Source organism: Reyranella sp. GW821-FHT12G01 (genome assembly GCF_058806575.1).
Map to the genome: position 1 here is coordinate 3,995,018 of NZ_JBXAPV010000001.1, position 12,450 is coordinate 4,007,467.

Here is a 12,450-nt window from a genome sequence, read left to right on the forward strand (position 1 = left end):
TGCACCCATTTTCGGCCAGAGTCCGCCGCAGCACAAAGGGAGAGAGCGATGGATTTCGAATACTCGGATCGCAGCAAGGCGCTGCTCGAGAAGCTCAACAAATTCATGGACGAGGTCATCTATCCGGCCGAGCCCGTCTACGAAGAGCAGATGGAGAAGGCCAAGGATCGCTGGCAGCTCCCGCCGGTCATCGAAGAATGCAAGGCCGAGGCGAAGAAGCGCGGCCTGTGGAACATGTTCCTGCCGGCCGATCGCGAGAGCGGCGACACGCACGGCACGATGGGTCTCTCCAACCTCGACTACGCGCCGATCTGCGAAGTGCTCGGCCGCTCGTCGATCGCCTCGGAGTCGGTCAACTGCTCGGCGCCGGACACCGGCAACATGGAAGTGTTCGCCCGCTACGGCACCGCGGAGCACAAGGAGAAGTGGCTGAAGCCGCTGCTGAACGGCGAGATCCGCTCCTGCTTCGCCATGACCGAGCCGGCGGTCGCCTCGTCCGACGCGCGCAACGTCGAGTGCCGCATCGAGAGCGACGGCAACGACTATGTCATCAACGGCCGCAAGTGGTGGTCGTCGGGCATGGGCGACCCGCGCTGCAAGGTCATCATCCTGATGGGCAAGAGCGATCCCAGCGCGCCGGCCTACCGCCAGCAGTCGATGATCGTCGTGCCGCGCGACGCCAAGGGCATCAAGATCGTGAAGATGCTGCACGTGTTCGGCTACGACGACGCGCCGCACGGCCATGCCGAAGTGGTCTACGACAACGTGCGCGTGCCGAAGTCGGCCATTCTCCTCGGTGAGGGCCGTGGCTTCGAGATCGCCCAGGGCCGTCTCGGACCGGGCCGCATCCATCACTGCATGCGCGCCATCGGCGTCGCCGAGCGGGCGCTCGAAATGGCGATCAAGCGCGCCAAGAGCCGCACGGCGTTCGGCCAGAAGATCTCCGAGATGGGCGTCACCAAGGCCCATGTCGCCGACATGCGCATGGAAATCGACATGGCCCGCCTGCTGGTCCTCAAGGCCGCCTGGGCGATGGACAAGTACGGCAACAAGGAAGCCCGCCAGCAGATCGCGATGATCAAGGTGGCGGTGCCGAACATCACCTCGAAGGTGGTCGACCGCTGCCTGCAACTGCACGGCGCCGGCGGCGTCAGCCAGGTGTTCAAGCTCGCGAGCATGTACGCCCACCAGCGCACCCTGCGCCTGGCCGACGGTCCGGACGAAGTCCATCGCGACCAGGTTGGCCGTCTCGAGATCGCCAAGTACAACTAAGGTCCCTTACCGGGACGGAAGCAGGCGCGATCCCCCGGGATCGCGCCTTTTTCTTTGGCGCACAGGAGTTACGCCGTGGACAGTCCGAAGAAGAGCCCGCACGTCACCGATCATCTGGCCAACGAGCGCACGTTCCTCGCCTGGATCCGGACGGCGATCGCGGTGATGACGCTCGGCGTCGCGATCAACCGCTTCGCCCTCTTCCTGATGGAAATCCATCAGGTCGTGCCGGAAGTCCGCGACCTCGCGAACCGGCACGTCGAGAAGCTCGGCATCGGACTGGTGGTGCTGGGTATCGTCATGCTGATCGGGGCGACCTGGCACTATCTCCATGTCGGCAAGACCATCGACGACGAGACCTACCGCCCGTCCCGCGCCGTCATGGTCGGCACGGCCATCGTGATCGGCCTGACCGGTGGGTCGGCCTTGATTTGGCTTTTCTAGGACCGCGGGTCTCCGGACCCGCATCATGATCATGAGCGGGCCAGAAGGCCCGCGGTCCGAATGAGTCAGCTCTTGCTCGGCGCCGACTGCGGCGGAGCCGGCGGACCGTCGGGCATGTCGAGCAGCTCGCTCTCCGGGGCGCCGGCTTCGTAGGCTTTCACCAGCGCCTCGGGATCGAAGACGATCCCGATCGGGTTCTTCCTGAACGCCTCGGTCTGGAAGTAGGCCGCCGTCGCCTCCTTCGTCGCGTAACGGTCGACCTGCAGCTCGACGCCGTTGCCGTCGGGATCGCGATAGTAGATCGACACGGTCGGGCCGTGATGGATGCAGCGCGACGGCTCGATGCCCAGCGCCTTCACGCGGCGATAGGTCGAGAGCAGCGCACCGATGTCGGCAAAGGTATAGGCGACGTGCGCCAGGCCCGAGGTCTTTGCATCCGGCGCCTTCAGGCCCGCCAGGTTCACGATGCCGAGACGATGATGCTCGTCGTCGTAGGTCAGGAAGCAGATGTACTCGGTGCGCTGGACGATGTGCATGTTCAGCACCGCCGAGTACCAGTCGATCATCGGCTGCACGTTCGAGGAGCGCAGCACGAAGTGCGCGAACAGGATGGGCGTTGCGGGCTTGTCCGCCAGGGCCCGGCGGCGCGGCGCGGTCTCGATCACTGTGTCCATGGCGACCTCCGGAACCCAGTCTAGGCCTTCTCATTAACTACCGGCAGCCACCTTGCAGAATAACTAACTGACTGGTAAGTTAGTTCTATGAAAGCGCCTAAACAGCGCCGCGCGCCCGCCGCCCGGCCGCAGGAGATCATCGACGCAGCCCTCGCCCAGTTCGTCGAGACGGGCTTCGCCGGCACGCGCCTCGACGACGTAGCCAAGCGGGCCGGGCTCTCCAAGGCCGCGATCTACCTCTACTTCGAGGACAAGACCGCGCTCTTCAAAGGCGTGGTCCAGCATGCCGTGGGCAATAATCTCGGGATGGTGGAAGCGATGCTGGCCGGCCATCACGGACCGGTCGCGCCTTTGCTCCCACGCATCCTCGAATTCATGGCCAACCGCGTCGAGAATTCGCCGATGGCGGCGGTCGCCAAGCTGGTGATCTCGGAGTCCCGTGCCTTTCCCGAGATCGGCCAGTTCTACCTGAAGGACGTAATCGGCCGCGGTTTGCCGCTGATGGAAGGGCTGATCCGGCGCGGCATCGAGCAAGGGGAGTTCCGCAAGGTCGACACCTTCATGACCGTGCGTTCGATGATCGGCCCGATGCTGCTCGCCATCATCTGGCGCACCGTGTTCGAGCCGATCGGCGCGGACCGGCTCGATATCCAGGCGCTCGCGCGACACCATGCCGACCTGATGCTGCACGCGCTGCGCCCCGTCGCGGGAGAAGCCGCATGAAACGCACGCCCCTCCTCGTCGTCGTGGCCCTCGTCGCCGCACTGCTCGTCTCGTACGTCATCTGGGGCGACCGTCTCCTCGCGCTGGTCGGCATCGGTCCCGACGATGGCCGCTATCTCGGTTATGTCGAGGGCGAGACCAGCCTGATCGCACCACCGATCGCCGGGCGGTTGATCGAGCGGCCGGTGGATCGCGGCGGCAGGGTGAAGAAGGGTGACCGGCTGTTCGTCATCGACCCCGTCGCCGCCAAGGCCGAGGTCGCGCGCGCCGAGGCGATGCTCGCGGAGGCCAAGGCGCGGCACGACAACCTGCTGACCGGCAAGCGCCAGGAAGAGCAGGACGTGATCCGCGCCCAGCGCCGAGAGGTCGAGGCCGCCCTGGTGCAGGCCGAGACCGAACTGAAGCGACAGACCGAGCTGGTGTCGCGCAACATCTCCACGCACCAGGCCTACGAGCAGGCCGATTCGCAGGTGCGTCAGCTCAAGTCACGCGCGGCCTCGCTGGCGGCGCAGGAACGTGTGGGTGATCTCGCCGCGCGGCAGAGTGAGATCGCGGCCGCCGCCGCGCTGATCGAGCAGAACGAGGCCAACCTCGCGCAGGCGAAGAAGCGGCTGGAGGACCTGATGCCGGTCGCGCCCGAGGATGCGCTGGTCGAGAACACCTTCTTCAATGTCGGCGAATGGGTGCCGGCGGGCTCGCCGGTCGTGTCGCTGCTGCCTGACTTCCGCGTGAAGTTGCGCTTCTTCGTGCCGGAAGAAGACGTGGCGCGCGCCCGTACCGGCCGCGAGGTCTCCTTCACCTGCGACTCCTGCCCTGCCGGCCTCAAGGCCACGATCATCTACGTCTCGCCGCGCGCCGAATACACGCCGCCGGTGATCTACTCGCAGACCGCGCGGACCAAGCTCGTCTTTTTGGTCGAGGCGCGGCCGACCGCCACCGGCACGCCCTTGCCGCCGGGATTGCCGGTCTCGGTCGAGCCGTTCGGTTCGGCGCCATGACGGTGTTGCCATGACCCTGGCGATCGACGTCCACGACCTGGTGAAGCGCTACGGCACGCGCACGGTCGTCGACAAGTTCAGCCTCGCCGTCGAGCAGGGCCGCATCTGCGGCTTCCTCGGGCCCAACGGCTCCGGCAAGACCACGACCCTCCGCATGATCTGCGGTCTGCTTACTCCCGACGGCGGCGGCGGCACCTGCCTCGGCCACGATCTCGTGCGCGAGCGCGAGGCGATCAAGCGGCAGACCGGCTACATGACGCAGCGCTTCGGCCTCTACGAGGACCTGACGATCCGCGAGAACCTCGAATTCGTCGGCCGCGTCTACGGGCTCGACCGCCTCAAAGAGAGGGTCGACCAGTCGCTGGAGCGGCTCGGCCTCACGACCCGCCAGGGTCAGCTCGCGGGCTCGCTGTCGGGCGGCTGGAAGCAGCGGCTGGCGCTGGCCGCCTGCGTGCTGCACGAGCCCAAGCTGCTGCTGCTCGACGAACCGACCGCCGGCGTCGATCCCAAGGCCCGCCGCGCCTTCTGGGATGAGATCCATGCCTATGCCGCCGACGGCATCACCGTGCTGGTCTCGACCCATTACATGGACGAGGCCGAACGCTGTCACGAGATCGCCTACATCGCCTACGGCGAATTGATGGCGCGCGGCACAGCGGCCGACATCGTGCGCCAGTCCGGCCTCTTCGCCTACATCGCCAGCGGCCCCGGTGCCGACCGGCTGGCTTCGAAGCTGCGCGACGCGCCCGGCGTCAGTGCCGCCGCCGCCTTCGGCACGACGCTCCACGTTTGCGGCCCCGACCGCGCCGCGCTCGAAGCGGCCATCGCGCCCTATCGCGGCGATCCCGACATCGTCTGGGAAGAGGCCGAGCCAACGCTGGAAGACATCTTCATCCACCTCATGGGGCGGGCGCACGACAACGCGCCCGGCGCTTGACCATGCGCTGGTTCACCGCGCGGCGCGGGTTCCTGAAGCGGCTCGGCGCCATGGTGATGAAGGAGGTGTTGCAGCTCCGGCGCGACCGGCTGACCTTCGCCATGATGTTCGGCATGCCGATCGCGCAGCTCCTGCTGTTCGGCTATGCGATCGACGCTGATCCGCATCACCTGCCGACCGCCGTCATCTCCGCCGACCAGAGCCAGATCACGCGCACCGTGCTCTCGGCGCTGAACAACACCGGCTACATGCGCTTTACGCACCACCTGACGAGCCAGGACGAAGCCAATGCGCTCTTGCAGCAAGGCGAGGTGCAGTTCGTCGTGACCATCCCCTCGGACTTCACGCGCCGGCTGATCCGTGGCGAGCGCGCGCAGATCCTGATCGACGCCGACGCCACCGATCCCATGGCCGCCGCCAACCCCCTGGCCGCCGCCGGTCCTTCCATTGCCCAGGCGTTGGCCCGCGACTTCGTGGGACCGCTCGCCGGTCTTCGCGACAAGCCCGATTCCGTCGAAGTCGTCGTGCAGCGTCGCTACAACCCCGAGGGCAAGTCGCGGCTCAACATCGTGCCCGGCCTGCTGGCAGTAATCCTCACCATGACCATGGTGATGATGACGGCGCTGGCCGTCACCCGCGAGCGCGAGCGCGGCACCATGGAGAACCTTTTGGCCATGCCGGTGCGGCCGGTCGAAGTCATGATCGGCAAGATACTGCCCTACATCGTCATCGGCGCCGTGCAGGTCACCGTCATCTTGACCGTGGCGCGTGTGCTGTTCGACGTCGCCATCCAGGGCAACGTGCTCCTGCTGGCAACGGGCACGGCCCTGTTCATCACCGTGAACCTCGCCATCGGCTTCACCATCTCGACGCTGACCCAGAACCAGCTCCAGGCGATGCAGGCCTCGTTCTTCATGATGCTGCCCTCGATCCTGCTGTCGGGCTTCATGTTCCCCTTCCGCGGCATGCCGGTCTGGGCGCAATGGATCGGCGAGGCCCTGCCCGCGACGCATTTCATGCGGGTGGTGCGCGGCGTCATGCTGAAGGGCGCGGGCTTCGACGACATCTCGACCGAGCTGGCGGCCCTGCTCGCCATGCTCCTGATCGTCTCGGTGCTGGCCGTCAGCCGCTACAAGGTGACGTTGGATTAGCCGCCGCCCTCACCCGGATTAGTTCCTTGAGGGGCTGACCTGCGAAAGCAGTGCCTTGACCGGAGTCGCATCTCGGCCTCCTCTGGCTGCGCATGTCTGCTCCCGCCATCGACACGACCGATACGCTGTCGCGCCTGATCCCCTCGCGCACCGCGCGGGGCTTCTTCCTCGCCGTCGTCTCGGGAATCTTCTTCAATTTCCTCAACGCCTCGGTGAAGGAGCTGGCGAGCGAGATGCCGCCGCTCTACGTCGCCTGGGGCCGCTGGGCCGCCGGCGTCGCGCTGATCGCGCCCTATCTCCTGTGGCGCGCCGGCCTCGCCGGGATGAAGACGCAGGACCTGAAGCTCCATTGCTTCCGCGGCCTCTTCCACACCTCGGGCTATGCGCTGTGGTACGAGGCCGTGGTCTGGCTGCCGCTCGCCACCATGGCGGCACTGAGCTTCACCGGGCCGATCTTCGTCACCGTCGGCGCGGTGATCTTCCTGCGCGAGACGGTGCACTGGCGGCGCTGGCTGGCGGTCGGCATCGGTTTCGTCGGCATGCTGATCATCGTGCGGCCGGGCCTCCTCGCCATGAATCCCGGCATCCTGTACATGCTCTGCGCCGTGCCGCTGATCGCGGGCTCGAACCTCGTGGCCAAGGTCGTGTCGGGCCGCGACAAGCCCGCCGTCGTCGTGCTGTGGCAGAGCATCATCGGCGCGATCTGCTTCACGCCGCTCGGCCTCTGGTTCTGGCAGACGCCGACCGGCGACCAGCTCCTGTTGTTCCTGTCGGCCGGTTTCTTCGGGACGATGGGCTACTTCTTCATAACCTGGGCCTATCGCCTGCTCGACATTTCCGCCCTGCAACCCATCACCTTCCTCGGCATCGTCTGGGCCGCCTTGATGGACGTGGCGGTCTGGGGCAAGACCTCGGATATCTGGACGTTCGTGGGTGCCGCCGTCATCGTGGCTTCCACGACCTACATCGCCCACCGCGAGGCAAAAGCGGGGGCCGCCGCGGGAGGAAAGAAGACATGACGGATCGTCTGGCGGGCAAGGTTGCGCTCATCACCGGTGGCGCCTCGGGCCTCGGCGCCAATGCCGCCGAACTGATGGCCAAGGAAGGCGCCAAGGTCGTCGTGACCGACGTCGCGGTCGATCGCGGCAAGGCCGTCGCCGACCGGCTGGGCACTTCGGGCCACTTCGTGAAACTCGATGTGACGAGCGAGGACAACTGGAAGGCCGCGATCCAGGAGGCCGTCGACAAATTCGGCGCCCTGCACGTGCTGCTGAACTCGGCCGGCATCGGCCTCAGCAAGACGGTCGAGGAGATCGAGCTCGCCGAATGGCGCAAGGTCCACGCGATCGACCTCGACGGCGTGTTCCTGGGCTGCAAGCACGGCGTCGCCGAGATCAAGAAGCACACCGGCCGCCTGGGCGGCTCGGTGATCAACATCTCGTCGATCTCGGGCATCATCGCCGGCGCCAACATGGCAGCCTACAATTCGGCCAAGGCCGGCGTTCGCCTGCTCAGCAAGTCGGTGGCGCTGCATTGTGCCAAGTCGGGCTACAACATCCGCTGCAACTCGGTGCACCCGACCTTCATCGACACGCCGATCCTCGACAAGTATCGCGACCGCTTCGGCCAGGACCTGATGCAGCAGAAGCTGGGCAAGCAGGTCCCGATCGGCCGCCTCGGGCGCCCTGAGGAAGTGGGCTGGGCCCTCGTCTTCCTCGCCTCCGACGAATCGAGCTTCATGACCGGCTCGGAAGTGATCATCGACGGCGGCATCTCGGCGATGTGACGATGAAGCCGGGCGAGCCGATCTCCCTGAAGGCCGTGCTCGATCCGAAGCCACTGGTGACGGAGATGGTCGCGCCTCCATCGACACCACACGAACAAGGCGCGACGATCGATGGCTTCAGCTTCGCCACGCACACGACAGGTGGCCATCGCCGCAAGCTGCCCTTCTGGTTCAAGATCGTCGCGTTGATATTCCTCGGCTGGACCGCGTTGGGCCTTCTCGCTCAAGCTGCGGATATTGTTTACTCGCTCATTCGGACCTGAGGCCCATGATTCTCAATCTCGACGGACGCAAGATCTACTTCGACCTGGCCGGGCCGCAGAATGCGCCGGCAGTCTGTTTTACCCATTCTCTTGCGGCCGATGGCGGCATGTGGACGGAGCAGCTCGTGCCGTTGCTGGCCGCGGGCTATCGGGTGCTGCGCCTCGACATGCGCGGGCATGGCGGCAGCCAGCCGGTCGAGGGCGACTACACGATGGACCAGCTCGCGGGTGACGTGAAAGGCGCGCTCGATGTGCTGGGCATCTGGAAGGTCCATTATATCGGCCTGTCGATCGGCGGCATGATCGGCCAGGGCTTTGCGCTCGCATACCCTGAGCGCCTGCAGTCGCTTACCTTGTGCGACACCCACCCCTCTTCACCCGACGATTCAGGCGGCCAATGGGACCAGCGCAAGGCGGCGGTCCGCAAGGGCGGCGTCAAGGCTCTGGCCGACGGCAACATGGAGCGGTGGTTCACCTCGGAGTTCAAGGAAGCCAACCCGGCGCGCTGGAAGGAGATCCACTCCACGATCTGCGGCACGTCCGACGCGGGCTTCCTCGGATGCGCCGGCGCCATCCAGAACTTCGACTATCTCGACCGGCTGCCGACCATCAAGATCCCGACCCTGGTGATCTGCGGCGATGACGATCCGGCCACCCCGCCCGACCGTAACAAGCTGATCGCTTCGAAGATTCCCGGCGCGCGCTACGAGGACATCGCCAAGGCGCGCCATCTGCCCAACGTCGAGCGCCCCGAGCCGTTCAACCGGCTCATGATGAGCTTCCTCGGCCTCAACCGTTAGGACACGACCCATGGATTTCGCGTTCACCGAAGACCAGCTCGCCATCAAGGACAGCGTCGCCAAGCTCTGCGCCGGGTTCGACGACAAGTACTGGCTGAAGAAGGACAAGGACGGCGGCTTCCCCGAGGACTTTTATCGCGCGATGGCCGATGCCGGCTGGCTCGGCATCGCCATGCCGGAAGAGTATGGCGGCTCGGGCCTCGGCATCACCGAAGCGGCGATCATGATGCAGGCGGTGGCCGAGTCCGGCGCCGCACTTCAGGGCGCCTCGGCGGTCCATCTCAACGTGTTCGGCCCCAACCCAATCGTGGTGTTCGGCACCGAGGAACAGAAGAAGCGCATCCTGCCCGACATCATCAAGGGCAAGGTGAAGGGCTGCTTCGCCGTCACCGAGCCGGATGCCGGCCTCAACACCACCGCGCTCGACACCAAGGCCGAGCGCGACGGCAACGGCTACGTCGTGCACGGCAAGAAGACCTTCACGACGACCGCCTCGGTCGCCGACAAGATGCTGCTGATTGCGCGCACCACGCCCAAAGAAAAGTGCAAGAAGCCGACCGACGGCCTGTCGCTCTTCTACACCGACGTCGATCGCTCCAAGATCGAGATCACCGAGATCGACAAGATGGGCCGCAAGGCCATCGACACCAACCAGGTGTTCATCGACGGGCTGAAGGTGCCGCTCGAGGATCGTATCGGCGAGGAAGGCAAGGGCTTCCACTACCTGCTGCACGGCCTGAACCCCGAGCGCATCCTGATCGCCGCCGAAGCGATCGGCATCGGCAAGGCGGCACTGGCCAAGGCCACGCAATACGCCAAGGAGCGGGTCGTGTTCGGCCGCCCGATCGGCAAGAACCAGGCGATCCAACACCCGCTGGCCGAGAGCTGGATGCAGCTCGAGGCGGCCAACCTGCTGACCTTCAAGGCGGCCTGGCTGTACGACAACGGCAAGGACTGCGGCGCCGAGGCCAATTCGGCCAAGTATCTCGGCGCCCGCTCCGCCTACGACGCCTGCGAGCGCGCCATCCTGACCCATGGCGGCTACGGCTACGCCAAGGAGTTCCACGTCGAACGCTTCCTGCGCGAGGTCATGATCGCCCGCATCGCGCCGGTCAGCGAGCAGCTCATCCTCTGCTACGTGGCCGAACGGGTACTGGGACTGCCCAAGAGCTACTGACGGGCCTCCACGGCAGGTGAATTGGGGCGAAAAAGGGGCAACCGCAGACGATTGTATCGTTTGTATCGGCAACCCCTTGGGGATTCAGGACGTTCTTCCAGTACCTGATCGCAACCAATTCACTGGAGCAGTCCATGACTCGCAACCAGCTTCACGCCGGCTTCGCGCTGGGAAGTGCCTTCCTCGTTGCCGGCATCGTGGCATTTGCGCCGCCTGTCCCGCCCGCTTCGGCCCAAAGCCAGGCCGAGCGGATTTGCCGTGAGCAGGGCATCAAGCCGACGTCGAGCGGCTACGAATATTGCCTCTCGCAGGCGACGCGCGCCCTCGAATGGGGCGAGCCCGAAATCGCCTACACGATGGCCCGCGTAACCGCGGATGCGCGGGACGCGTGCCTTGAGTACGGCCTTGCGCCGGCCACCTCGGGCTACAAAGCCTGTCTCGAGAAAGAGACCCACGCCCGCCGTCTGCTCGTCTTCACCGACGAGCCGCAGTACGGCAAGCAGATCGCTGAGCAGTAACTACGCGCCGTAGCTACTCGGGCGGATAGAGCTTGTCGTAATCCTCTTCGATATCCCCGAACACCGCCCAGAAGGCCGGCGGTGTTCTTCCATGCGCGCGCTCGACCAGTATCTCGAGATGCGTGTGCCAGCCACCGCTGACCATCACCATCTCCTCGCGGCTGCCCAGCTTGCGATGCGTCACGGTCAGGAGAACCTTCGAACCTTGCGGCTTCAGTTCGAAGGTGACTTCTGAGCCGGGCGGCCAGGTGAAGGCCAGGAGATGCGGCGGGTCGATCCTAGTGATCGTGTGCTCGCTGGTCGGAGCCTCCACATCGAGGTTTTTGTACTTCGCGGGCGCTGGCACCTTGTGAGGCGACAGTTCGGCATGACGAAAGGTGAGCTTCGCCTTGCCACCGACCTTAAGTTCCATAGGACCCGAGCCCAGCCATTCGCCGCGCTTCTCCGAGTCCGTCAGGAACTGCCAGACGGTCTCGATCGGGCCGGGCAGCAGTCGTTCGAAACGGACCTCCGCCGGGGCGATGATCCGGCCGTGCTTGTTCGTCGGGGCGGTCATTTGCGGCTCCTCTTCTTGCGGGCATGACGCAGCAGCGCCGTTTCAAGAGCATCGAGACGATGGGTCCAGAAGCGCTGGCAATGGGCGATCCACCGGTCGGCTTCAGCGAGCGGGCCGGCCTCGATGCGACAACGATGGGTGCGTCCTTCGATCGTGCGCCTGAGAAGGCCCGCCCCCTCCAGCACCTTCACGTGCTTGGCGGCGGCAGCGAAGGACATGTCGAAGGGTTCGGCCAGCTCGCCGACACTGTGTTCGCCTCCCGCGAGGCGCTGCAGCATCGCGCGGCGCGTCGGATCGGCGAGCGCGTGGAAAACGCGATCCAGTTGGTCTGCTCTTGGTTCAACCATATGGTTGAATATGGCAGGCCGCCCGACAACATTCAACCATTCAGTTGAACTATCTTCGCCATGCTTTTGCGGCAACTGCCTCGCGACGGCGGGCGTTTTTCAGACAGCAACGGAGAATGCCATGAATCGTCTGAACACGATCTTCATCGCCGTCGGCGCGGCGGCCGCTGCGGCCACCTTCGCGCCGCCGGTCCAGGCTCAGTCGGGCCACGCCCTCGTGCTCGCCGAAAAGGCCTGTCTAGACCAGGGCATCAAGCCCAACACGCCGGCCTTCAACAAGTGCGTGGATCGTCTGGTCGGGACGGATCACGTGCCAAAAGTGACATGGCCTTCGGCGTCGATCGGCCAGGCGGGATTCCAGGCGATCTCCCAGGCGTGGCCGTCGGGATCGGCGATATAGCCGCGAAAGCCGCCATGGGGCGGCGCATCCGCAGGCCTGAGGATCGTGCCACCGGCCGAAGCCAGTTTGTCCATCAGCGGCTGCACGGCTTCCTTGCTCGTGACGTTGTGCGCGACACTGAATGCGCCGGGCGTTTTGGCCGTTCGCTTCGAATCGGCGTCAAGCGCCGACGCCAGCCATGTGCCCAGCATCAGCCCGTTCATCTGGTAGAACACGATCTCCTCGTTCTCGAAGACCGGTTTCCAGTCGAATCCCTCGACATAGAAACGCCTGGAGCGCGCGATGTCCTTGACGCCCAGCGTGATGACCGAGATTTGTTGCTGCGGCATGACATTCTCCTTGTGATCGCAGAGCGGACCCGTTGCATGGCCCACCGAGAGACAGGCTGACTTTTAAACAACAGT

The 12,450-nt window shown here is 65.4% G+C and carries 16 protein-coding genes; 12 read left to right on the forward strand and 4 right to left on the reverse strand.

The window, feature by feature from the left end:
• Positions 1 to 48 precede the first annotated feature (48 nt).
• The gene (locus AC1RP5_RS19215; RefSeq protein WP_493113168.1) at positions 49 to 1,272 is read left to right on the forward strand and encodes an acyl-CoA dehydrogenase family protein; all 1,224 of its coding nucleotides are present in this window, start codon (positions 49 to 51) and stop codon (positions 1,270 to 1,272) included.
• A 75-nt stretch (positions 1,273 to 1,347) separates the two neighbouring features.
• A complete protein-coding gene (locus AC1RP5_RS19220) occupies positions 1,348 to 1,716 on the forward strand; it encodes a YidH family protein (RefSeq protein ID WP_493113169.1) in 369 nt (122 codons plus the stop codon).
• 65 nt (positions 1,717 to 1,781) lie between these two features.
• Here AC1RP5_RS19220 and AC1RP5_RS19225 read toward each other — a convergent pair whose 3' ends face one another.
• Complete coding sequence (locus tag AC1RP5_RS19225; RefSeq protein ID WP_493113171.1) at positions 1,782 to 2,390, reverse strand: VOC family protein; 609 nt, start codon at positions 2,388 to 2,390, stop codon at positions 1,782 to 1,784.
• An 87-nt stretch (positions 2,391 to 2,477) separates the two neighbouring features.
• Between AC1RP5_RS19225 and AC1RP5_RS19230 the strand changes: the two genes are divergently transcribed.
• The 10 genes from AC1RP5_RS19230 to AC1RP5_RS19275 all read left to right on the forward strand — a co-directional run bounded on the left by AC1RP5_RS19230 (position 2,478) and on the right by AC1RP5_RS19275 (position 10,743).
• A complete protein-coding gene (locus AC1RP5_RS19230; protein WP_493113173.1) occupies positions 2,478 to 3,113 on the forward strand; it encodes a TetR/AcrR family transcriptional regulator in 636 nt (211 codons plus the stop codon).
• Positions 3,110 to 4,111: an HlyD family secretion protein gene (locus AC1RP5_RS19235; RefSeq protein ID WP_493113175.1), complete on the forward strand. Its 1,002-nt coding sequence runs from the start codon at positions 3,110 to 3,112 to the stop codon at positions 4,109 to 4,111. The genes AC1RP5_RS19230 and AC1RP5_RS19235 overlap by 4 nt, the downstream gene beginning before the upstream one ends.
• Positions 4,112 to 4,121: 10 nt before the next feature.
• The gene (locus AC1RP5_RS19240) at positions 4,122 to 5,048 is read left to right on the forward strand and encodes an ABC transporter ATP-binding protein (protein ID WP_493113176.1); all 927 of its coding nucleotides are present in this window, start codon (positions 4,122 to 4,124) and stop codon (positions 5,046 to 5,048) included.
• A gap of 2 nt (positions 5,049 to 5,050) precedes the next feature.
• A complete protein-coding gene (locus AC1RP5_RS19245) occupies positions 5,051 to 6,199 on the forward strand; it encodes an ABC transporter permease (protein ID WP_493113178.1) in 1,149 nt (382 codons plus the stop codon).
• 92 nt (positions 6,200 to 6,291) lie between these two features.
• A complete protein-coding gene (locus AC1RP5_RS19250; protein WP_493113180.1) occupies positions 6,292 to 7,218 on the forward strand; it encodes a DMT family transporter in 927 nt (308 codons plus the stop codon).
• Positions 7,215 to 7,985 carry a glucose 1-dehydrogenase gene (locus tag AC1RP5_RS19255; protein WP_493113182.1) on the forward strand — a complete coding sequence of 257 codons (771 nt, stop codon included), beginning with the start codon at positions 7,215 to 7,217 and terminating at the stop codon, positions 7,983 to 7,985. Before AC1RP5_RS19250 ends, AC1RP5_RS19255 begins: the two co-directional genes overlap by 4 nt.
• A 2-nt stretch (positions 7,986 to 7,987) precedes the next feature.
• Complete coding sequence (locus AC1RP5_RS19260) at positions 7,988 to 8,248, forward strand: hypothetical protein (protein ID WP_493113183.1); 261 nt, start codon at positions 7,988 to 7,990, stop codon at positions 8,246 to 8,248.
• 5 nt (positions 8,249 to 8,253) lie between these two features.
• Positions 8,254 to 9,048: an alpha/beta fold hydrolase gene (locus AC1RP5_RS19265; protein WP_493113185.1), complete on the forward strand. Its 795-nt coding sequence runs from the start codon at positions 8,254 to 8,256 to the stop codon at positions 9,046 to 9,048.
• A 10-nt stretch (positions 9,049 to 9,058) separates the two neighbouring features.
• Positions 9,059 to 10,225 carry an acyl-CoA dehydrogenase family protein gene (locus AC1RP5_RS19270; RefSeq protein WP_493113187.1) on the forward strand — a complete coding sequence of 389 codons (1,167 nt, stop codon included), beginning with the start codon at positions 9,059 to 9,061 and terminating at the stop codon, positions 10,223 to 10,225.
• 134 nt (positions 10,226 to 10,359) lie between these two features.
• Positions 10,360 to 10,743, forward strand: a complete 384-nt coding sequence (locus tag AC1RP5_RS19275; protein WP_493113189.1) for a hypothetical protein — start codon at positions 10,360 to 10,362, stop codon at positions 10,741 to 10,743.
• A 13-nt stretch (positions 10,744 to 10,756) separates the two neighbouring features.
• Here AC1RP5_RS19275 and AC1RP5_RS19280 read toward each other — a convergent pair whose 3' ends face one another.
• From AC1RP5_RS19280 to AC1RP5_RS19290, 3 genes are all read right to left on the reverse strand, one after another.
• Complete coding sequence (locus tag AC1RP5_RS19280; RefSeq protein ID WP_493113191.1) at positions 10,757 to 11,299, reverse strand: SRPBCC family protein; 543 nt, start codon at positions 11,297 to 11,299, stop codon at positions 10,757 to 10,759.
• Entirely contained in the window at positions 11,296 to 11,646 is a 351-nt protein-coding gene (locus AC1RP5_RS19285) for an ArsR/SmtB family transcription factor (RefSeq protein WP_493113400.1), read from the reverse strand. Before AC1RP5_RS19285 ends, AC1RP5_RS19280 begins: the two co-directional genes overlap by 4 nt.
• A 306-nt stretch (positions 11,647 to 11,952) precedes the next feature.
• Positions 11,953 to 12,375 carry a VOC family protein gene (locus tag AC1RP5_RS19290; protein WP_493113192.1) on the reverse strand — a complete coding sequence of 141 codons (423 nt, stop codon included), beginning with the start codon at positions 12,373 to 12,375 and terminating at the stop codon, positions 11,953 to 11,955.
• Between the last annotated feature and the right edge of the window lie 75 nt (positions 12,376 to 12,450).

What these genes read in the sequence shown, in the direction of transcription:
- AC1RP5_RS19230 (WP_493113173.1), top strand. Translation starts at nt 2,478, where the DNA reads ATGAAAGCGCCTAAACAGCGCCGCGCGCCCGCCGCCCGGCCGCAGGAG.
- AC1RP5_RS19235 (WP_493113175.1), top strand. Translation starts at nt 3,110, where the DNA reads ATGAAACGCACGCCCCTCCTCGTCGTCGTGGCCCTCGTCGCCGCACTG.
- AC1RP5_RS19285 (WP_493113400.1), bottom strand. Translation starts at nt 11,646, where the DNA reads ATGGTTGAACCAAGAGCAGACCAACTGGATCGCGTTTTCCACGCGCTC.
- AC1RP5_RS19225 (WP_493113171.1), bottom strand. Translation starts at nt 2,390, where the DNA reads ATGGACACAGTGATCGAGACCGCGCCGCGCCGCCGGGCCCTGGCGGAC.
- AC1RP5_RS19280 (WP_493113191.1), bottom strand. Translation starts at nt 11,299, where the DNA reads ATGACCGCCCCGACGAACAAGCACGGCCGGATCATCGCCCCGGCGGAG.
- AC1RP5_RS19245 (WP_493113178.1), top strand. Translation starts at nt 5,051, where the DNA reads ATGCGCTGGTTCACCGCGCGGCGCGGGTTCCTGAAGCGGCTCGGCGCC.
- AC1RP5_RS19260 (WP_493113183.1), top strand. Translation starts at nt 7,988, where the DNA reads ATGAAGCCGGGCGAGCCGATCTCCCTGAAGGCCGTGCTCGATCCGAAG.
- AC1RP5_RS19265 (WP_493113185.1), top strand. Translation starts at nt 8,254, where the DNA reads ATGATTCTCAATCTCGACGGACGCAAGATCTACTTCGACCTGGCCGGG.
- AC1RP5_RS19255 (WP_493113182.1), top strand. Translation starts at nt 7,215, where the DNA reads ATGACGGATCGTCTGGCGGGCAAGGTTGCGCTCATCACCGGTGGCGCC.
- AC1RP5_RS19290 (WP_493113192.1), bottom strand. Translation starts at nt 12,375, where the DNA reads ATGCCGCAGCAACAAATCTCGGTCATCACGCTGGGCGTCAAGGACATC.
- AC1RP5_RS19240 (WP_493113176.1), top strand. Translation starts at nt 4,122, where the DNA reads ATGACCCTGGCGATCGACGTCCACGACCTGGTGAAGCGCTACGGCACG.
- AC1RP5_RS19250 (WP_493113180.1), top strand. Translation starts at nt 6,292, where the DNA reads ATGTCTGCTCCCGCCATCGACACGACCGATACGCTGTCGCGCCTGATC.
- AC1RP5_RS19270 (WP_493113187.1), top strand. Translation starts at nt 9,059, where the DNA reads ATGGATTTCGCGTTCACCGAAGACCAGCTCGCCATCAAGGACAGCGTC.
- AC1RP5_RS19275 (WP_493113189.1), top strand. Translation starts at nt 10,360, where the DNA reads ATGACTCGCAACCAGCTTCACGCCGGCTTCGCGCTGGGAAGTGCCTTC.
- AC1RP5_RS19215 (WP_493113168.1), top strand. Translation starts at nt 49, where the DNA reads ATGGATTTCGAATACTCGGATCGCAGCAAGGCGCTGCTCGAGAAGCTC.